General features: G+C 68.4%; 17 protein-coding genes and 1 tRNA gene. 10 read left to right on the top strand and 8 right to left on the bottom strand.

Annotated elements, in window-relative coordinates; translation table 11 throughout:
- Window positions 1-113: 113 nt before the first annotated feature.
- Genes JKL49_RS20155 through JKL49_RS20145 form a run of 3 tightly spaced genes read right to left on the bottom strand, consistent with a single transcriptional unit; the run spans window position 114 to window position 4791 of the window.
- A complete protein-coding gene (locus JKL49_RS20155; protein ID WP_215343221.1) occupies window positions 114-1169 on the bottom strand; it encodes a 2-oxoacid:ferredoxin oxidoreductase subunit beta in 1056 nt (351 codons plus the stop codon).
- Complete coding sequence (locus tag JKL49_RS20150; protein WP_215343220.1) at window positions 1166-3013, bottom strand: 2-oxoacid:acceptor oxidoreductase subunit alpha; 1848 nt, start codon at window positions 3011-3013, stop codon at window positions 1166-1168. The genes JKL49_RS20155 and JKL49_RS20150 overlap by 4 nt, the downstream gene beginning before the upstream one ends.
- On the bottom strand, window positions 3001-4791 hold the full coding sequence (locus tag JKL49_RS20145; protein WP_215343219.1) for an FAD-dependent oxidoreductase: 1791 nt from the start codon (window positions 4789-4791) through the stop codon (window positions 3001-3003). The genes JKL49_RS20150 and JKL49_RS20145 overlap by 13 nt, the downstream gene beginning before the upstream one ends.
- Window positions 4792-5090: 299 nt before the next feature.
- Between JKL49_RS20145 and JKL49_RS20140 the strand changes: the two genes are divergently transcribed.
- From JKL49_RS20140 to JKL49_RS20115, 6 genes are all read left to right on the top strand, one after another.
- Entirely contained in the window at window positions 5091-5243 is a 153-nt protein-coding gene (locus JKL49_RS20140; RefSeq protein ID WP_215343218.1) for a hypothetical protein, read from the top strand.
- A 186-nt stretch (window positions 5244-5429) separates the two neighbouring features.
- Window positions 5430-6803 carry an ethanolamine ammonia-lyase subunit EutB gene (locus tag JKL49_RS20135; protein ID WP_215343217.1) on the top strand — a complete coding sequence of 458 codons (1374 nt, stop codon included), beginning with the start codon at window positions 5430-5432 and terminating at the stop codon, window positions 6801-6803.
- Window positions 6803-7588 (top strand): ethanolamine ammonia-lyase subunit EutC, encoded by a 786-nt coding sequence (eutC, locus tag JKL49_RS20130; protein WP_215343216.1) that lies wholly within the window; start codon window positions 6803-6805, stop codon window positions 7586-7588. The genes JKL49_RS20135 and eutC overlap by 1 nt, the downstream gene beginning before the upstream one ends.
- A 114-nt stretch (window positions 7589-7702) precedes the next feature.
- Window positions 7703-9181 (top strand): amino acid permease, encoded by a 1479-nt coding sequence (locus JKL49_RS20125; protein WP_215343215.1) that lies wholly within the window; start codon window positions 7703-7705, stop codon window positions 9179-9181.
- A 103-nt stretch (window positions 9182-9284) separates the two neighbouring features.
- Window positions 9285-11648, top strand: a complete 2364-nt coding sequence (locus JKL49_RS20120; RefSeq protein ID WP_215343214.1) for a PAS domain-containing hybrid sensor histidine kinase/response regulator — start codon at window positions 9285-9287, stop codon at window positions 11646-11648.
- A 106-nt stretch (window positions 11649-11754) separates the two neighbouring features.
- Window positions 11755-12681 (top strand): aldo/keto reductase, encoded by a 927-nt coding sequence (locus tag JKL49_RS20115; RefSeq protein ID WP_215343213.1) that lies wholly within the window; start codon window positions 11755-11757, stop codon window positions 12679-12681.
- A gap of 90 nt (window positions 12682-12771) precedes the next feature.
- Here JKL49_RS20115 and JKL49_RS20110 read toward each other — a convergent pair whose 3' ends face one another.
- From JKL49_RS20110 to JKL49_RS20100, 3 genes are all read right to left on the bottom strand, one after another.
- On the bottom strand, window positions 12772-14688 hold the full coding sequence (locus JKL49_RS20110) for a methyl-accepting chemotaxis protein (protein ID WP_249778358.1): 1917 nt from the start codon (window positions 14686-14688) through the stop codon (window positions 12772-12774).
- Between the two features lie 64 nt (window positions 14689-14752).
- The gene (locus JKL49_RS20105) at window positions 14753-15934 is read right to left on the bottom strand and encodes a carbohydrate porin (RefSeq protein ID WP_249778357.1); all 1182 of its coding nucleotides are present in this window, start codon (window positions 15932-15934) and stop codon (window positions 14753-14755) included.
- Between the two features lie 132 nt (window positions 15935-16066).
- On the bottom strand, window positions 16067-16336 hold the full coding sequence (locus tag JKL49_RS20100; protein ID WP_215343212.1) for a hypothetical protein: 270 nt from the start codon (window positions 16334-16336) through the stop codon (window positions 16067-16069).
- An 87-nt stretch (window positions 16337-16423) separates the two neighbouring features.
- Here JKL49_RS20100 and tauD point away from each other — a divergent pair, with 87 nt between their 5' ends.
- The 3 genes from tauD to JKL49_RS20085 are packed head-to-tail and all read left to right on the top strand — an operon-like array spanning window position 16424 to window position 18513.
- A complete protein-coding gene (tauD, locus tag JKL49_RS20095) occupies window positions 16424-17302 on the top strand; it encodes a taurine dioxygenase (protein ID WP_215343211.1) in 879 nt (292 codons plus the stop codon).
- On the top strand, window positions 17299-17697 hold the full coding sequence (locus tag JKL49_RS20090; protein WP_215343210.1) for a hypothetical protein: 399 nt from the start codon (window positions 17299-17301) through the stop codon (window positions 17695-17697). Before tauD ends, JKL49_RS20090 begins: the two co-directional genes overlap by 4 nt.
- A gap of 57 nt (window positions 17698-17754) precedes the next feature.
- Window positions 17755-18513: a hypothetical protein gene (locus JKL49_RS20085; protein ID WP_215343209.1), complete on the top strand. Its 759-nt coding sequence runs from the start codon at window positions 17755-17757 to the stop codon at window positions 18511-18513.
- A 3-nt stretch (window positions 18514-18516) separates the two neighbouring features.
- Here JKL49_RS20085 and JKL49_RS20080 read toward each other — a convergent pair whose 3' ends face one another.
- On the bottom strand, window positions 18517-19176 hold the full coding sequence (locus JKL49_RS20080; protein WP_215343208.1) for a hypothetical protein: 660 nt from the start codon (window positions 19174-19176) through the stop codon (window positions 18517-18519).
- A gap of 96 nt (window positions 19177-19272) precedes the next feature.
- A tRNA-Arg gene (locus JKL49_RS20075) sits at window positions 19273-19349 on the bottom strand.
- 181 nt (window positions 19350-19530) lie between these two features.
- Here JKL49_RS20075 and JKL49_RS20070 point away from each other — a divergent pair.
- Window positions 19531-20196, top strand: a complete 666-nt coding sequence (locus tag JKL49_RS20070) for a class I SAM-dependent methyltransferase (RefSeq protein ID WP_215343207.1) — start codon at window positions 19531-19533, stop codon at window positions 20194-20196.
- Window positions 20197-20199 lie beyond the last annotated feature (3 nt).

Genomic DNA, 20199 nt, shown 5'->3' with positions numbered 1-20199 from the left:
CCCCCGCAGAGGGGGAGAGGAGGTGATGCTGCGATGCCGAGCTAGATCTCCTCTCCCCATTCATGGGGAGAGGGTAGGGTGAGGGGGCGGCGCCGGAGGCGACGCCTAGGGTCTTACCGCAGTGAGGCGTTCAGCCGTTCCAGCACCTTCGACCCCGGGATCAGTTCGGCGTCGGTGAGCTGATTCAGCGGGGTCTCCACCGTCTCCAGGCCTTCATGCAGGTCCTGCGCCTTGGGGTCGACATAGAGCAGGCCGGTGACCACCTCGCCCTGGGCCTGGCGGCTGGCGAGGTAGGCCATGGCCGAGATGCGATCGGTGGGATCGTAGTGCTCGGCCAGCTTGTGCAGGTTGAGGACCGAGCCGTCGTGCTGGGTGACCATGGTGTTGGTGCCGGGCTCGTAGTCCACGTGGATCGCCTCGCGCGGCACGACGAAATCCAGGGTGTTCACCGCCTCGTTGTGATCGCGGACATAGTCGAAGCTCTTGGTGGAGCCCGCGTGGTTGTTGAACTGGATGCAGGGGCTGATGCAGTCGATGAAGGCCGAGCCCTGGTGGCTGAGCGCGGCCTTGATCAGGGGCACCAGCTGGGCCTTGTCGCCGGAGAAGGAGCGGGCGACGAAGGTGGCGCCCAGCTGCAGGGCGACGCTCACCAGGTCGATGGCGCTGTCGTGGTTGACCACGCCCTTCTTGGACTTCGACCCCTTGTCGGAGGTGGCGGAGAACTGGCCCTTGGTCAGGCCATAGACCCCGTTGTTCTCGACGATATAGGTCATGTTCACCCCGCGCCGGATGGCGTGGGCGAACTGGCCAAAGCCGATGGAGGCAGAGTCCCCGTCGCCGGAGACCCCCAGATAGATCAGGTCGCGGTTGGCCAGGTTGGCGCCGGTGAGCACCGAGGGCATGCGGCCGTGCACGGTGTTGAAGCCGTGGGAGGCGCCGAGGAAATAGTCCGGGGTCTTGGACGAGCAGCCGATGCCCGACAGCTTGGCCACCCGGTGCGGCGGCAGGTCCAGTTCGTAGGCCGCCTGGATGATGGCCGCCGAGATCGAGTCGTGGCCGCAACCGGCGCAGAGGGTGGAGACCGAGCCTTCGTAGTCGCGCCGCGTCTTGCCGAGCGCATTCTCCAGCAGCCTGGGGTGATGCAGCTGGGGCTTGGTGATGTAGGTCATTCGGCGGCCTCCGGAACCTGGCGGCGTTCCGGCGTCGGCGCGGCGGGGCTGAGCGCACCGCCGATCTCTCCGGCGATGAAGCGGGCGGTGATGGGCGTGCCGTCATAGTGCAGCACAGCGGTGAGCTTGGCCGGGTCGACCCCGCCCTCGTTCATGATCAGGGTGCGCAGCTGGCCGTCGCGGTTCTGCTCCACCACGAAGACCTCGTCATGGGCGGCGATGAAGGCGAACACCTCGTCGGCGAAGGGGAAGCCGCGGACCCGCATCGCGTCGACGTGGCGGCCATTGGCGGCCATCACCTGCAGGGCCTCGTCCATGGCCGCGCCCGTGGAGCCGTAATAGATCACGCCGGTGCGGGTGGGCTTGGCGGCATTGCGGCGGACCGGGGCCGGGACCAGGCCCTTGGCGGTCTCGAACTTGCGCAACAGGCGCTGGACATTGTCGACATAGACGCTGCCCTCCTCGCTGTAGCGGGCATAGGGGTTGCGCGAGGTGCCGCGGGTGAAATAGCCGCCCTTGGTGGGGTGGGTGCCCGGATAGGTGCGGAACGGAATGCCGTCGCCGTCGACGTCGAGATAGCGGCCGAAGTCGCGGCCGGCCTCCAGCTCGTCATGGGTCATGACCTTGCCGCGATCGAGCTTGCGGCTGTCGTCCCAGGCGAAGGGTTCGGTGAGCCACTCGTTCATGCCGATGTCGAGGTCGAGCATGACGAAGATGGTGGTCTGCAGGCGGTCCGACAGGTCGAAGGCCAGGGCCCCCATCTCGAAGCATTCGCCCGGATCCTGCGGCAACAGCATGACGTGCTTGGTGTCGCCGTGGCTGGCATAGGCCGCCGAGAGGATATCGGACTGCTGGGTGCGGGTGGGCATGCCGGTCGACGGGCCGCCGCGCTGGACGTCGAAGATCACCGCCGGAATTTCGGCGAAGTAGGACAGGCCCACGAACTCCTGCATCAGCGAGATGCCCGGACCCGAGGTGGCGGTGAAGGCGCGCGCGCCGTTCCAGCCGGCGCCCACCACCATGCCGATGGAGGCGATCTCGTCCTCGGCCTGGACGATGGCGTAGCGGGCCTTGCCGGTCTTCGGATCGGTGCGGTAGTCGCCGCAGAATTCGGTGAAGGCCTCGGCCAGCGAGGTGGACGGCGTGATGGGATACCAGGCGCAGACCGTGGCCCCGCCATAGACGGCGCCTAACCCTGCCGCCATGTTGCCCTCGACATAGATCCGGTCGCCCACCTTGTCGGCGCGGCGCGCGCGCAGGCCCAGGGGCGCCAGGTTGGCCTTCACATAGTCGGCGCCCATGTGCAGGGCCGCGACATTGGCCGAAATCAGCCGCTCCTTGCCGGCGAACTGCTCGGCCAGCAGCTGCTCGATGACGCCGATCTCGATGTCCAGCAGGGCGGCGAGCGCCCCGACATAGATGGTGTTCTTGAACAGCTGGCGTTCGCGCGGGACCGAATAGGCCTCGTTGCACATCCGGGTGAGCGGCACGCCGACGACGGTGATGTCCTCGCGGAATTTCGACGGCGGCAGGGGCTTGGTGGAGTCGTAGAACAGGTAGCCGCCGGGCTCGATCTCGGCGAGATCGCGGTCCCAGGTCTGGGGGTTCATGGCCACCATCATGTCGACCCCGCCGCGGCGGCCCTGGTGGCCGGCCTCGGTGACGCGGACCTCGTACCAGGTGGGCAGGCCCTGGATGTTGGAGGGGAAGATGTTGCGGGCCGCCACCGGCACGCCCATCCGCAGGAAGGACTTGGCGAACATGGCGTTGGCGCTGGCCGAGCCCGAGCCGTTGACGTTGGCGAACTTGACGACGAAGTCGTTGACGGCCTCTAGCGGGCGCATGGCTTTTCCCCCGCGTGGGTCATCTCAAGGGTGAACTGCTGCATGTCCCAGGCGCCGGTGGGACAGCGCTCGGCGCACAGCCCGCAGTGCAGGCAGACATCCTCGTCCTTGACCATCACCCGGCCGGTCTTCAGGTCGCCCGAGACGTAGAGGTCCTGGGTCAGGTTGAGCGCCGGGGCGCTGAGCCGCAGGCGCAGGTCGTCCTCGTCGCCATTGGCGGTGAAGGTGATGGCGTCCACCGGGCAGATGTCGACGCAGGCGTCGCACTCGATGCAGATCGGCTCGGCGAACACCGTCTGGACGTCGCAGTTCAGGCAGCGCTGGGCCTCGGCCAGGCCAAGCTGCAGGTCAAAGCCCAGCTCCACCTCCAGCTTCACGTTCTTCAGGGATTCGTCCTTGCCCCGCAGCGGCACGCGGTGGCGCAGGTCGTTGGAGATGTCGTTGTCGTAGCTCCACTCGTGGATGCCCATCTTCTGGCTGACCATCGAGGTGCCGGGCGGCGGCCGGTCATGAACGTCCTGATCCTGGCAGAACTTGTCGATGGAGATCGCCGCATCGTGGCCCTGGGCCACGGCCCAGATGATGTTCTTGGGCCCGAAGGCGGAGTCGCCGCCGAAGAACACCTTGGGCAGGGTGGACTGGAAGGTGACCTCGTCGACCTTGGGCATGCCCCACTCATCGAAGTCGACGCCAAGGTCGCGCTCGATCCAGGGGAAGGCGTTCTCCTGGCCCACCGCCACCAGGACGTCGTCGCATTCGAAGTGCTGGTCGGGCTCGCCCGAGGCGACCAGCTTGCGGCGGCCGCGCTCGTCGAACTGGGCCACGACCTTCTCGAAGATCACCCCGGTGAGCTTGCCGCCCACGTGGGTGAATTCCTTGGGCACCAGGAAGTTGAGGATCGGGATGTCCTCGTGCAGCGCGTCTTCCTTCTCCCAGGGGGAGGCCTTCATCTCGTCGAAGCCGGAACGGACGATGACCTTGACGTCCTCGCCTCCGAGCCGGCGCGAGGTGCGGCAGCAGTCCATGGCGGTGTTGCCGCCGCCCAGGACGATGACCCGCCTGCCGATGCGGTCGACATGCTCGAAGGCGACGCTGGAGAGCCAGTCGATGCCGATATGGATATTGGCCGCGGCCTCCTTGCGGCCGGGCAGGTCGAGGTCGCGGCCGCGCGGCGCGCCGGTGCCGACGAAGACCGCGTCGTAGGTCTCGTCCTCCAGCAGCGCCTTGAGGCTGTCGATCCGCTGGCCCAGGCGCATGTCGATGCCCAGGCCGGTGATGTAGCAGACCTCCTCGTCGATGACTTCCTCAGGCAGACGGAAGCGGGGGATCTGGCGGCGGATCATGCCGCCGGCCTTGGCGTCGCCGTCAAAGACCACGACGTGATAGCCGAGCGGCGCCAGGTCACGGGCCACCGTCAGGGCGGCGGGTCCCGCGCCCACCAGGGCCACGGTCTTGCCGTTCTGCTGCATGGGGATCTGCGGCAGGAAGGCGGTGATGTCGGACTTGTTGTCGGCGGCGACCCGCTTCAGCCGGCAGATGGCGACCGGCTCGTCCTCGACCCGGCCACGGCGGCAGGCCGGCTCGCAGGGGCGGTCGCAGGTGCGGCCCAGGATCCCAGGGAAGACGTTGGACCGCCAATTGACCATGTAGGCGTCTGAGTAGCGGCCGTCGGCGATCAAGCGAATGTATTCGGGAACTGGCGTGTGGGCCGGACAGGCCCACTGGCAATCGACAACTTTATGAAAGTAGTCAGGCCCCTCGGTAATGGTGCGCTGCAAAACAAATTCCTTCCCGCGACGCTCTACTCTCGCGGTTGCGAAGACGCGTCCCTGCTTGCGGAAGCGTCCTCGCCGTCCCCGACGCGGCGTTGAATTCATCTAAATACCGTTCCGCGCCTACGCCAATACGCTTTCTGATCGATGATCACTGAAAGTGGCCGCGCGGTGCGGCGGATCGGCGCGGGTCAACAGTGCGTGAGAGTCCGTCAAAAGCGAACGGTGACGCTTTCATTAACGGGAGATGAACGGCATCCTACGACTCCCGCGACAGGCGAGCGCTAACCTTGGAGAAGCGTCCGATGCCGAACGAAATGGACCTGCCCGACGCCATCATCTCGCCGTTCGACGACGAGATTTCCTACGATGACTCCCTCGACGCCGACGTCGTCATCAACGACCGCCGCGCCCGCGCCGAGAACGCCGAAGCGCTGCGGCTGGCGCGGGCCCTGTAAAGATCCGCTCATCCCGGCGACGGCCGGGACCCAGATTCATCTGAGGCGCGGTGATGTTTCGCTGCTCAATTGAGCGCGTCCTGAAATCAAAGTGGGCTTCACCTGGGTCCCGGCCTTCGCCGGGATGAGCGGGGGTTGGGAGCTGCGGGCGAAGGCGCCATGATCGCCGCCTGAATGGGGCGCGCCATGGGTTATCGACAGGTCGTGGGCACGACCAGCTGGACCTTTCCGGACCTGAAGGACCTGCTGGCCAAAGCCTCGCCGCTGCGGTCGGGGGACGCACTGGCCGGACTGGCGGCGTCGTGCGCGCAGGAGAACGTGGCGGCCAAGCTGGCCCTGGCCGACGTGGCCCTGAAGACCCTGCTGGACCAGCCCCTGATCCCCTATGAGACCGACGAGGTCACCCGGCTGATCTGCGACAGCCATGACGCGGACGCCTTCGCGCCCATCGCGTCCCTGACCGTCGGCGAGTTCCGCGACTTCCTGCTGGCCGAGACCACCACCCCCGCCGTGCTGGCCCGCCTGGCGGCCGGGATCACCCCGGAGATGGCGGCGGCGGTGAGCAAGCTGATGCGCAATCAGGACCTGATCCTGGTGGCGTCAAAGTGCCGGGTGACGACGCGGTTCCGCAACACCATCGGCCTGCCCGGCACGCTCGCCGTCCGCCTGCAGCCCAACCATCCCACCGACGATCCGGCGGGGATCACCGCCAGCGTGCTGGACGGCCTGATGTACGGCTGCGGCGACGCGGTGATCGGGATCAATCCGGCGTCGGACAGCCTGGCGGCCACCGGTGAACTGCTGCGGCTGCTGGACGGGCTGATCACGCGGTTTTCGATCCCCACCCAGGCCTGCGTCCTGGCCCACGTCACCACCTCCATCGAACTGATCGAGCGCGGGGCGCCGGTGGACCTGGTGTTCCAGTCGGTGGCGGGCACGCAGGCCGCCAACGCCAGTTTCGGGGTGAACCTCGCCCTGCTGAAAGAGGGCCGGGAGGCGGCCCTGTCGCTGAAGCGCGGCACGGTGGGCGACAACGTCATGTACTTCGAGACCGGCCAGGGCTCGGCCCTGTCGGCGGGCGCCCACCACGGCGTCGACCAGCAGACCCTGGAGGCCCGGGCCTATGCGGTCGCGCGCGCCTTCAATCCGCTGCTGGTCAATACGGTCGTCGGCTTCATCGGGCCGGAATACCTCTATGACGGCAAGCAGATCATCCGAGCGGGGCTGGAGGACCACTTCTGCGGCAAGCTGATGGGCGCGCCCCTGGGCTGCGACGTCTGCTACACCAACCATGCCCAGGCCGATCAGGACGACATCGACACCCTGCTGACCCTGCTGGCCACGGCCGGTGTGACCTTCGTCATGGGGGTGCCGGGGGGCGACGACGTGATGCTGAACTACCAGTCCACCTCCTTTCATGACGCCCTCTACATCCGCGAGCTGCTGGGCCTGAAACGGGCGCCGGAGTTCGAGGCCTGGCTGGAAGGGCTGAAGATCACCGGCGGCGACGGACGGCTGCTGCCGCGCACGGCGAGCCATCCCCTGCTGACCGGCGCCTGATGGCCGAACCGCCAGCCCGCGATCCCTGGACCCACCTCACCGGCCTGACGGCGGCGCGGATCGCGCTGGGCCGCGCCGGCCCGGCCCTGCCGACCCGGGAGGTGCTGGCCCTGTCGCTCGCCCACGCCCAGGCGCGCGACGCCGTGCATGCGCCCTTCGATAGTGAGGGCGTCGCGCGCGGCCTGGCGGCGCTGGGCCACGCCACCCTCCAGGTGGCCAGCGCTGCGCCGGACCGGGCGACCTATCTGCGGCGGCCGGACCTCGGGCGGCGGCTGTCGAGCGCGAGCCGCGAAGTCCTGGACCGCGCCGAGCCCCGGGACGCCGACCTGGTGCTTGTGGTTGCCGACGGGCTGTCCAGCGCCGCCGTCCACGCCCATGCCGTCCCGCTGACCCAAGCCCTGCAGCCCTATCTCGACCGCGCCGGCTGGAGCCTCGGCCCCGTGGTGATCGCGACCCAGGGGCGCGTCGCGCTCGGCGACGAGATCGGCGAGGCCCTGGGGGCGGCCATGGTGGCCCTGCTGGTGGGCGAGCGTCCGGGGCTGTCGAGCCCCGATAGCCTGGGGGTCTATCTGACCCACGGGCCGCGCGTCGGCCGCACCGACGCCGAGCGCAACTGCATCTCCAATATCCGTCCCCAAGGCCTCTCCTATGACGAGGCCGCCTTCAAGCTGGCCTGGCATATCGCCGAGGCGAGGCGGCTGGGCCTGACTGGCGTCGCCCTGAAAGATGAGAGCGACCTGGTCAGCCTGACCACGCAAACCCACGACCAACTGCCGCCGGCTTGACCGCCGGGCGCCGTCAAACCGGGCCAGACGGCCGCGCCGGGCCTTGCGTTAACCTTCACCGTTGCAGCGGGGCGTAGGGCGCGCATCCTCTGAGACTTCAACCGGAGGACGGTCATGGCGGAAGAAACCGGCGTCACCTACGAGACCGTAGGCGCGGAGTATTTCGAGAAGCGTGGCCTGAAGCGCTATGCCGGGGTGTTCTCGCTGTGGGCGCTGGGCGTCGGCGCGGTGATCTCCGGCCAGTTCTCCGGCTGGAACCTGGGCATGGGGACCGGCGGCTGGGGCGGCATGCTGGTGGCGACGGCCATCATCACCGCCATGTACCTTGGCCTCACCTACTCCATCGCCGAGATGGCGGCAGCCCAGCCCCACACCGGCGGCGCCTATTCCTTCGCGCGCGCGGCCATGGGGCCTTGGGGCGGGTTCATCACCGGCCTGTGCGAGAACGTGGAGTACGTGCTGACCGCCGCCGTGGTCTGCTTCTTCATCGGGACTTATCTTTCGGCGATCTTCGAGACGCCGCCGGAGTTCCAGCCGCTCTACTGGATCGGGGCCTATATCCTGTTTGTGGGGATCAACGCCGCGGGCGTGGCGCTGTCCTTCCAGGTGACGGTGGTGGTGACCCTGCTGGCCCTGGCCAGCCTGGCGGTGTTCTGGGTCAGCGCCTTTCCGCAGGCCGACTTCCTGAAATACGCGATGAACGTGGGCCCAGGCGGGACCGTGCTGCCCGAAGGACATGGGCCCTTCCTGCCGGCCGGGATCGGCGGGGCGCTCGCCCAACTGCCCTTCGCCGTCTGGCTGTTCCTGGCCATCGAGCAGTTGCCGCTGGCGGCCGAGGAATCCCATACCCCGCAGCGCGACCTGCCCAAGGGCATCCTGGCCGGCATCTTCACCCTGATCGCCTCGGCCCTGCTGGTGCTGTGGCTGAACTCATCCATCCCGCCGGGGACCGCCGACCTCTCCAAGTCGGGCCAGCCGATCCTGGACGGGTTTGCGGTCCTGTACGGCGGCGGCCTGGCCAAGGCGCTGTCGGCGGTGGCGGTGGCGGGCCTGGTGGCCAGCTTCCACGCCATCATCTTCGCCTATGGCCGGCAGATCTATTCCCTGTCGCGGGCCGGCTACTTCCCCCGCGCCCTGTCGGTGACCAACGCGGCCCGCAAGACGCCCGGCCTGGCGCTCGCCATCGGCGGCCTGGTGGGCCTGGCGGTGATGCTGGCGGTCTGGTTCGGCCTGGGGGCCGAGAAGGGCGCGGCGGTGATCGGCGGGGCCCTGCTCAACATGGCGGTGTTCGGCGCCATGTTCTCCTACGTGATGCAGGGGCTGAGCTTCATCCTGCTGCGCCGCAAGTTCCCCGACCTGCCCCGGCCCTACAAGAGCCCGCTCGGCATGGCCGGTGCAGGCCTGACGGTGATCATCGCGCTGGTCACCATCGTCTACCAGCTGAAGGACCCGATCTATCGGACCGGCGTGCTGGGGGTGGCCATCTGGTTCGCCATCGGGATCGCCTATTTCGCCGTGGTCGGCCGCCACAGGCTGGTGCTGTCGCCGGAGGAGGAGTTCGCCATGTCCAAGGGCGCCTCGGGCGGACACTGAACCGCCGGCCTGCGGCGAATTCTCGCGCCGGCTTTCCCCTTTGTTCATTCCCCGCGTAACAGAGTTAAGTATGGGGAAGATTCACTTTGTGGGGGCTGAGGGCGTGGCGTCGCGTACCGGGTCCGATCTCGACAGCCGTCTGGCGCGGATCGCCCGGGCGACCTCCAGCGGCACGATCCTGCTCGACGTCGCCGGCCGCGTGGAGTGGGTCAATGAGGGCTTTTCGGCCATCAGCGGCTACACCCTGGAAGACTGCCTCGGTCAGACCCCCTGCGCCGTGCTCGGGTCGCCTCAGACCGATCCCGAGACCATGGCCCGGATGCGCGCCCACATCGCCGCCGGCGAGGGCTATCGCCTCGAGGTCCAGCTGCAGGCCAAGGACGGCCGCCAGTTCTGGATCGACCTGGATGTCCGGCCCACCTACGACGGCGCCGGCGCCCACGACGGCTTCGTCTCGGTCCAGACCGAGGTCACCTCCGCCAAGCAGCTCGAGGCCCGGCTGAAGGCCACCTCGACCTCGTTGCGCTCGGCCGGCCACCTGGCGCGACTGGGGGGCTGGGAGGTGGACCTGAGCGCCAATGTCGTTCGCTGGAGCCGCGAGGTCCAGGAGATGCTGGCCCGGCCCGACCGCGTCGAGACCCACGCCGCCACACTGGCCATCTATCCCGAGAGCGAGCGCGACCGCGTCCGCGCCTATATTCGCCAGGCCATGGACACCGGCGGGCGGATCGAATTCGAGAGTCCCATGATCACGCCGCACGGCGGAGACCTGTGGTTCCGGATCGTCGGCGAGCCGGAGATGGTGGACGGCAAGTGCGTGGCCATCCATGGCGCCATGCAGGACATCACCGCCCAGCGCCAGGCCCACGCCGAGCTGCTGGAATCAGAGCGTTTCGGCCGCGGGGTCATCGACGGGGTGGCGGCCATGCTCACCGTCATCGACGAGACCGGCGCCATCGTGGCCGCCAACCAGGCCTTCCGCTCCCGGGGCGCCGAGATGGTCGACAGCATCGTCTATCCCATGGGCCGCAACCTCTTTGACGTGGTGTCGCGGCTGCCCGGCAACCACGGCAAGGCCCTGGAAAGGGGCTTGCGCAGCATCCTCGACGGCAAGACCAAGTCCTTCATTCGCGCCTATCAGGCGATCAGCGGCGAGTGGTTCCGGATGACCGCGGCGCGCTTCGCTGGCGAAGGCCCGGTGCGCTGCGTGGTGATCACCCAGTCCATCCAGGACCTGAAGGAGTCCGAGAGTCAGCTGCGTGAGCTGAACGTGACCCTTGAGCGGGCCCGCGACGACGCCAACGCCGCCAACGACGCCAAGTCGGCCTTCCTGGCCACCATGAGCCACGAGATTCGCACGCCGTTGAACGGGGTCCTGGGCATGGCCCAGGCCATGGCCCGCGACGAGCTGCCGGACATCCAGCGCGAGCGTCTGACGGTGATCCGTCAGGCCGGCGAGACCCTGCTGGCCCTGCTGAACGACCTGCTGGACCTGTCGCGCATCGAGGCCGGCCGGCTGGAGCTGGAGGACTCGACCCTCGACGTCGAGCAGTTGGTCCAGGGGGCGCACGCCACCTTCACCACGCTCGCCACCGAAAAGGACGTCAGTTTCGCCGTCACCATCGCCCCCGAGGCGCGCGGCCTCTGGGCCGGCGATCCGACCCGGGTGCGCCAGATCGTCTACAACCTCGTCTCCAACGCCGTGAAGTTCACCGACCGGGGCGAGGTGACGGTCGATGTTTCCGTCGCCGATCCGCACCTGGTGTTCAAGGTCACCGACACCGGCCCCGGCATCGCCGCCGACCGGGTCGGCGCCCTGTTCCAGAAGTTCGTCCAGGAGGACACCTCCACGACCCGGCGGTTTGGCGGAACGGGCCTGGGCCTGGCCATCTGCCGCGAACTGGCCACCCTGATGGGCGGCGACATCAAGGCCGCCAGCGTCGAGGGCCAGGGCTCGGTGTTCACCGTGCGCCTGCCCCTGACCCGGCTCGGCGACGCCGACGGCCAGGTGGTGCGAGACGAGGCCTTCGAGGCCCCGCCCCTACGCGACGGCTCGGCCCTGCGCATCCTGGCGGCCGAGGACAATCCCATGAACCAGCTGGTGCTGCGCACCCTGCTGGCCCAGGTGGGCGTCGAGGTCACCTGTGTGGATAACGGTGAGCTGGCTGTCGCAGCCGCCGCCACCGGCGACTGGGACGCCATCCTGATGGACGTGCAGATGCCGGTGATGGACGGCCCCACCGCCACCCGCCTGATCCGCGAGTGGGAACGGGCCGAGGGCCATCGCCGCACCCCGATCATCGCGCTCACCGCCAACGCCATGGCCCACCACGCGGCGGAGTACACCGCCGCCGGCATGGACATCCTGGTCCCCAAGCCCCTGGAGCTGGAGCGCCTGCTGATCGCCATCCAGACCGTGCTGGACGAGGCCGACGCCGAGCAACTCGATATCGTCAGCTGCGCCTGAGGAGCATCCCCTCCTCTCCCACTTGTGGGAGAGGAGAAGGTAGCCTTCGCCAGCCTCAGCGTCCTATGGTCCCCGCATTCAAACCAAATGCATTGGGAGCGGCGACATGGAACAGCGGCGATTGGGAACCAGCGGCCTGAAGGTCAGCGCCATCGGCCTGGGCTGCAACAATTTCGGGATGCGGATCAGCGCGGAAGAGACCCAGACCGTGGTCGACGCGGCCCTGGATAACGGCATCACCTTGTTCGACACCGCCGACGTCTATGGCGGCACGAAGTCCGAGGAATTCCTGGGCGCGGCCCTGAAGGGCAAGCGCGACAAGGCCGTGGTGGCCACCAAGTTCGCCATGGGCGAGAACGCCGGCGGATCGCGCCGCTATGTGGTCAGCGCCGTCGAGGCCAGCCTCAAGCGCCTGAGCACCGACCGCATCGATCTCTACCAGATGCACCGCCCCGATCCGGAGACCCCGATCGAGGAGACCCTGCGGGCGCTGGACGACCTGGTCCGCGACGGCAAGGTTCTCTATCTGGGCAACTCCAACTTCTCCGGCTGGCAGATCGCTGACGCCGACTGGATCTCCAAGACCCAAGGCCTGGAGCGCTTCGTCTCGGCGCAGAACAACTACAGCCTGCTGGAGCGCAATGTGGAGCGCGAGGTGCTGCCGGCCTGCGAGCAGTTCGGCCTGGGCTTCCTGCCCTTCTTCCCCCTGGCGTCCGGCCTGCTGAGCGGCAAGTACAGCCGTGGCGAGGCGCCGCCCGAGGGCACCCGTCTGGCCGCCTGGGGACCGCGCGGCGCGGCGGCCCTCAACGACAAGAACTTCGACCAGATCGACAAGCTGGACGCCTGGGCGCGGGACAATGGCCACACGATCCTGGAGCTGGCCTTCGCCTGGATCCTCGGCCACCCGGTGGTGAGCTCGGTGATCGCCGGCGCCACCAAGATCGACCAGATCGTCGCCAACGCCAAGGCCGGCGACTGGAAGCTGACGCCGGACCAGGTGGCGGAAGTGACCAAGCTGGTGGGCAAGGACTGACACCTCAAAGAAAAACCCTCCCCCCTGGGGAGGGGGAGGGCCTTACTGACGAACCGCGGAGGAGGAACGCTGCGGGTCGAATGGGGTGGGTCAGAATTCTTCCCAGCTGTCGTCGGCCGGGCGCTGGGCCACCTGGGAGGTGGCGCGCATCTGCGGACGCGGGGCGTGGGCCGCGGCCGGCGCTTGACGACGGGCGGCCTGGGGCGCGGCCTGGGCGCCGCTGGTCTTGAAGCGGGCCACCAGGCGGTTCAGCTCCTGGGCTTCCTGTGACAGGCTGTGGCTGGCGGCGGTGGACTGCTCCACCATGGCCGCGTTCTGCTGGGTCACCTGGTCCATCTGGTTGACCGCGGCGTTGACCTGGTTGAGGCCGGTGGCCTGTTCCTGGGACGAGGCGGCGATCTCCGAGACCAGGCCGGAGATCTCGCTGACCTTGTTGACGATGCCGGCGAGCGCCGTGCCTGTTTCGCCCACCAGCCGCACGCCGCTCTCCACCTGACGGGTGGAGGCCGCGATCAGGGTCTTGATCTCCTTGGCGGCTTCGGCCGAGCGTTGGGCGAGCGCCCGGACTTCCGAGGCGACCACGGCGAAGCCACGGCCGGCGTCGCCCGCGCGGGCGGCCTCGACCCCGGCGTTCAGGGCCAACAGGTTGGTCTGGAAGGCGATCTCGTCGATGACGCCGATGATCTGGCTGATCTGCTTGGAGGACGAGGCGATCTCGCCCATGGCCTCGACGGCCTGGTTGACCACCACGCCCGAGCGTTCGGCGTCGCCGCGGGCGGCGTTGACCACGTCATTGGCCTGTTCGGCGCCGGCGGCCGACTTCTTCACCGTGACGGTGATCTCGTCGAGGGCGGCGGCGGTCTCTTCCAGGCTGGCGGCCTGTTGTTCGGTGCGGCGCGACAGGTCGTCGGCGGCGCCCGAGATCTCGCCCGCGCCATTCTGCATGCTGGACGCATTGCCGGCGATCACCAGCATGGCCTCCTCCAGGCCGCTCATGGCGCGGTTGAAGTCGTCCTTCAGCTTCACATAGGCGACCGGGAAATCATCGGGCAGGCGGTGCAGAAGATCGCCGTCAGACAGCCGCGACAGGCCCTCGGCCACCGAGTCCACCACATGGGCCTGTTCGGCGGCGAGCGCGGCGCGTTCAGCCTCGGCGCGCTGGCGTTCCTGCGCGCTCTGGGCCTCCATGCGGACCTTCTCGGCCTCGGCGGTGGTCAGCGCCAGGCCGTTTTCCTTGAACACCTGGACGGCGCGCGCCATGGCGCCGATCTCGTCCTTACGTTCCTTGCCCGAGACATGGGTGGAGAGGTCGCCAGAGGCGAGCTTCTCCATGGCGCTGGTCATGCCGGCGATGGGCCCGGCGATTTCCTTGCGCGAGATGTAGACGGCCAGCGCCCCCAGCAGCAGGGCGCCCGTACCGCCGGCGCCGATCAGCCACCAGAACACCGCCTGGCTATCCTTGGCCGCGTCGAGGGCCGACTGGTCGATGTCGGCCTGCTGCTGCTTGGTAAGTAAACCGACAGCGGCGTCGGCCCGGTCGAAGACAGGCTTCATCTTGTCCTGCAGGGTGCTCTCGCAGTCAAACAGCAGGTGGATGGCGCGTTGGTCGGCCAGTTCTTTATCCAGGGCCACATAGGCGTCGATGCTGTCGGTCAGCACCTTGTAGGGGGCGACATGCTCGCCCTCGATCAGCGGCTTCATCTCCTTGATCGCGGCGCGCACCTCGGCGACCTGGCCGTCGAACGCCTTCTGCAGCTCCGGCAGCTTGGCGTCGTCGGTCTCCACCACGCTCTCGTAGGCCAGCTGGTGCATGCGGGTGAAGGCGCTGTCCACGCGGGCGGCGAGCGAGTTGCCCTTCACCGGATCGGCCACCAGATGATTGGTGGCGGCGGCCATCTCGTCGGCCTTGATCACCGCAAACGCGGTCATGCCGGCCGTCAGGCTGAGCAGCATGGCGACGATCACCATCACCTTGGCGGAAATGCGCAGATTGGAAATGAAGCTCATCAAGTCGGTCCTTGGCCGGCCGGCCGCGCGCCGGTGAGTCGGAATCCTGGTTAACGGGAAGTGGTTACAAATCGATGGACACGCGAAGCGCGAGGACGAGGGCCGGGTCGGCGTCGCGGTCGCCGCCGGGATGGATCACGTACTGGACGCTGGGCTGCAGGGTCAGGCGCGGGGCCACCTTGTCGGCATAGGTCAGCTCGATCGTCGACTCGGAGGATTCCGCCGAAACGCCGCCGGCGGTCAGGGTCTGCTGGAACTTGTCGGAGAGCCCGCCATAGGCGACCCCAAGGGACAGCGCCGAGTCCGGGCGGCCCGCGAACACCTGGGTCATCAGCAGGCCTGCCTGGCCGCCGCCCTTGAAGGGCGTGGTGTCGCCGTCCGAGACGCCCAGGCGCAGGAAGCCCGCCACCGCGCGGACATCACCCTGCGCGCCGTTCAGCGGCTGCTCCACCAGCAGATAGACGCCGGTCGCCGTGCGCTGCACGGGATCGCCCGCGGCGTCGAGGTCGAGGATGTCCTCCTGCTTCTTCGTATAGCCCCAGGCGCCCACCGCCACCTTGCCGCGCCCGGTCCAGCCGGCCTCGGCGATCAACAGGCCGCCGTCATCGAAGGCTGTGTCCACGCCATCGGGGTCGCCGATCACCCCGGCATGGGCGTTGAGCACCGCGGCCTGGACATAGGTGGCGTCGCTCGGGACGAGCCGGACCCGCAGCGCCAGCGCCGTCGACGGGAAGATCGAGGGGCCGTTGGGGCCGGTGGCCGCCAGCTCCGACCCGATGCCGAAGGCCGGCGAGATCAGCAGACCCGCCGCGTCGGTGGTGTAGAATTCGCTGTTCAGGTCATAGAGGCCGGCGCGCACCGACGCCTTGCCGACGTCCTGCTGCACCCAGGCTTCATAGACCTTGGCGCGGGGCCGGGTGACCTCGATGTTGTCGATCCCCTGCAGGGTCCCGGCGATGTCGTTGGGGGCGCCGCCTGAGTTGTTCAGCAGCGAGACGTGGGCGGTGGCGCCGGTCCAGCCGAGCGCCTTGTCCAGGTCGAGGTCGGCCTCGATCAGCAGGTTGTCGAGGACCTTGCCGGCCTGGGACGCGCCGCCCGACACCGGGCCCGCGACATCGGCGGTATAGGTGGCCGCGAGCGTCCAGGCGCTGTCCTGGGCGGCGGCCGGCTGGCTGAGGAGAGCCGCACCCAGGCCAAGGCCCAGGAGCGTGAGGCGTCGGCGCGCCCCCATCGTCGTCACGGTCATCGGTAGCCCCACGTGAACCCGCTCTAACGGCAGGCGTCATGGGCTCAGGGTCGGGTATGCGACTTAAGATCAGCCTTAAGCGTGGCGGACACTTTGTCGCATGCGGCGCAAGTCCTTGGACGATAAGGCCTTCTAGCCGTCCAGCTTGTCGGGCTTGAGGTTCATCAACCCGCGCCGTTCCAGCTCGCCCAGCAGCTGATCGACCTGGCTGCGCAGCTCCAGCATGCCCTCGGGGCTGAGGATCAGGAACCCGGACTTCACCACCTCGGTGACGCCGGCGGTGTTGGACACATTGGCCGCCAGGGCCACCCGGAAGACGCCCGATTGAAAGCCCAGGCCCGCCACCTTGTCGGCGAAGATCATCGGCAGATCGAACTCGGGAAGGCCGGGGGGACTGGACATGGCGGCAAACTGCCATGATTCCCCCTCACCGACCCTGGCAAGCGGGGCCAAGGCGGGCTTAGATAAGGGATAAGGGAGAGACCCAGCATGGCCAAGTTCCAGGTGACACCGCTCACCCCCACCATCGGCGCCGTCGTTGAGGGCATCGACCTCTCCCAACGGCTGGACAACGGGCAGTTGGAAGAGGTCCGCGCGGCCCTGCTGGCCCACCAGGTGATCTTCTTCGAGGACCAGCACATCACGCCCGTTCAACATCGCGACTTCGCCGCGCGATTTGGTGCGCTCCATACCCACCCGCTCTATCCCGGCGTGCCCGAGGCCCCGGAGCTGTTCATCCTGGACAACCACAAGGACAACCCCACCGACAACGACAGCTGGCACACCGACGTAACCTTCATCGAGACCCCGCCCATGGCCTCGATCCTCTACGCAAAGCACCTGCCCCCCAGCGGCGGGGACACCATCTGGTCGAACATGAAGGCGGCCTATGAGGCCCTGTCGCCCACCTTCCGGGAATTCCTGTCAGGGCTGGACGCGGTGCACGACTTCGCCCGCGGCTTCCCGCAGCAGGGCATCGTGGCGGCGGGCGCCGGCGCCGAGAAGCACGCCAAGGCGCTGGCCGCCAATCCGCCCGTCCTGCACCCGGTGGTGCGCACCCATCCGGAGACGGGCCAAGACGGCCTGTTCATCAACTATGGCTTCACCGACCGCATCAAGGGCCTGCGCCGCAAGGAGAGCGACGCCATCCTGAACATGCTGTTCGAGCACATCCAGAAGCCGGAGTTCCTGGTCCGCTGGCGCTGGAAGGACAACGCCATCGCCTTCTGGGACAACCGGGTGACCCAGCACTACGCGGTCAACGACTACCTGCCCCACCGCCGGATCATGAACCGCGCCACCGTCCTGGGCGATCGGCCCTATCACCGCTCCCGCATGCCCGCCGGCGTGAAAGTCGCCGCCGAGTGACCGAGACGCCGGCGACGACCTACCCTGACACCGGCTTGCTGGCGGTCCTCGCGCGGCTGGGCTTCGGCCTGACCCTGCTGGCCATCTTCCTGGCCTCGATCGCGCCGGGCTGGCTGACGCCCAGGCTGCTGCACTCCCACTATCTGGAGCACTTCGCGGCCTTCTACGTCGCGGCCTGCGCCGGCCTGGCCGCCATGCCGCGCACCCATATCCGCAGGATCGCCCTCGGCTACCTGCTGTTTGGCCTGATCCTGGCCGTGACCCAGTATGCGCGGGGCGCGAGCTTGGAGGTGGCGATCCGCAACTGGGTGGCCGACGCCGGCGGCGTGGTGGCGGCCTTGTCGCCGGTGGTGGTGGAGCGGTTCCGGCGGCTGTTTGCGCCCCGGCCGTCATAGAACCGTCCAAGTCGCGGGGCACCTGACCTTCAGGTCGGGGGACCCCAGGGAGATGAGATGCCGCCCGGCCAGGATGACAACCCGTTCGGTACGCCCCGTGGCGCATGGGGCCTGCAGCCGCCGACCACCTTTGGCGTCAACACGCCGATCAAGCGGCCGACCCCGCCGTCGAACCAGATACGCGTCCCGGCGCCGGCCGCCGCGCCTCGCAACATCCTGACCGGCGGCCTGGTCCCGCAGGCCGGTCCGCGGCCCGCCGTCACGCCCCAGCCCAGCTCGCCCGCCGCGGCGGAGATCAAGCCGGCGCCGGCGGAGATCGAGCCCGCGCCGCTCGCCGAGCCGCCGGATCCGACCCTGGTGAGCGACTCGGTGCTCGCCCGCACGAGCGCCGCACCGACCGCCCGCGTCGGCGGCCTGCCCTTCCCGCCGGTGGCTGGCGTGGGGGTCTTGATCGCCGCCCTCGTGGTTGGAGGCCTATTGCTGTTCCGCCACCCGCCCGCGCCGCCCGCGCCGGTCGAGGCCCCCGCGACCGTGACGCCCGTCGCGCCGGTGCTCCCCCAGGCAGCGGTCCCAGCAGCAGCAGCCGGCCAGCCGGTCGCCGACCCGCCGCCTGCCGCCGCCGTGCGAACGGTCAGGGCCGCGCCCGCGCCGCAGCCCCGGCGCGTCGCCCCCGTGGCGGAGACCCCCGCGCCGATCACGCCCCCGCTCCTGGCCGCGCCGGCGATCGTGACCGCGCCTCCGCCCCCCGCGCCGACCGCGGCCAGCCCGCCGTCGATCGATCCAGAGGTTCCGATGACCACCCGTCTGCCGCAATAGGTCCTAGGGCGCGATAACCCTCAGGGTCTCGGGGTCGAAGATCTGAATCTCGCTGCCCATGTCGGCATAGACCACGATGTCAGGATGGCCGGGCATCACCTTGAAATAGCGGTCGCCCACCACCGAGACCCCCAGCGGCCCGCAGGGCGCTTCCTGCGGCTCGCCGCGAGCCTCGCTGGCCTCCCAGGCGGTCTTGGCCGCCCCGGTCGGCTGCAGCACGTAACGGCCCTTGTCCTTGTCGTCATAACCCTGGGCCGGGGCGAAGGCGCAGGTGGCCGTCTGCGCGCCGGGCGAGGCCGCGCGAACCCCCGGCAGGATCGCTTCCAGCGGCGCATCGGCCGCCTTGGCGAAGGTGCGGATCACCGGGCGGCGCTCCGCCGGCGGACCGGCATAGACCAGCTGGAAGCCCGGCAGACCGTCGTCGGCCTCGATATGCACGCCGCCCTGCTCGGGACCACAGGCGAAGGCCTGCAGGGCCAGCTTGCCGCCCTTCACCTCCTGCCATGCGCAGGCGGCGAATTCCGGCGCCGACTTCAGGGCCGAGACTGGCATCGCCTCGGCGACGGGGGCCGGGGCGGGCTTGGCCGCCGGGGCCCGCGGCGAGCAGGCGCTCATCAAGACCAGGCCGCAGAGGCCCGCCAGCCTGGTTTCATGGATGCGCATGGCGTTCCCCCCTTTGCCAAGGCTGACCTTCGGCGTGAACCGCCGAGCGCGCAAGAACGCGGGGTGCGGGAGCCTGGGCTGTCAGGGAGAAGAATTTGGCGCGCCCGGAACGATTCGAACGTCCGACCCTCAGATTCGTAGTCTGATGCTCTATCCAGCTGAGCTACGGGCGCGCACATCGCCTTTCGGCGAAGGGCGGGTATCTAGCGGTTCGCCGGGCGTGATTCAACCACGATCTCGCACCTTTCGCGGCTCAGGCTATCGCTCCGGTCAACTTGACGCGCCCTGGGAGAACAAACACAAGGGACGCTCAAACAAGAGGTGGGCCCAGAGCCCGCTCATGAGGCGATCCGCATGACCGACACCGCCGAGGCGCCCGCCATCGTCCCCTACGAATTTTCCCGGGACTGGTTTTCCGGCAACGTCCCGACCTGGCGTCAGATCATCGACAAGAACAAGCCGCGCAGGATCCTGGAAATCGGCTCCTTCGAGGGACGCTCCACCGTCTGGATGATCGAGCACTGCACGGTCGCGGCGCAAGGCGATGTCGAGATCACCTGCATCGACACCTGGGACGGCGGGATCGAACACCAGAAGGGCGGCCAGATCGAGACCTCGATGCCGGACGTCGAGCGCCGCTTCAACGCCAATATCGAGATCGCCCAGGGTAAGACGCCGCACAAGGCCGAGATCACCCGGATGAAGATGTATTCCAACCTGGCTCTGGCCAAGCTGATCGCCGAGGGCAAGACCGAGTATTTCGACCTCGTCTATGTCGACGGGTCGCACCAGGCGCCCGACGTGCTGATCGACGCGGTGATGTCGTTCCAGGTGCTGAAGGTCGGCGGGATCATGATCTTCGACGACTATCTGTGGTCCATGGACCGGCCAGGTACGCAGGACGTGCTGAAGATGCCCAAGCCCGCCATCGACGCCTTCATGAACATCTTCCAGCGCAAGATGAACATCTTCATGGGCGCCCCCATCGGCCAGCTCTACACGCGCAAGATCAACCCCTAGGGG

It is taken from the genome of Phenylobacterium glaciei (assembly GCF_016772415.1).
GTDB classification, from domain to species: domain Bacteria; phylum Pseudomonadota; class Alphaproteobacteria; order Caulobacterales; family Caulobacteraceae; genus Phenylobacterium; species Phenylobacterium glaciei.
Note: the sequence above shows the minus strand (reverse complement) of the source record. Positions and strands in the feature narration are given on the sequence as shown.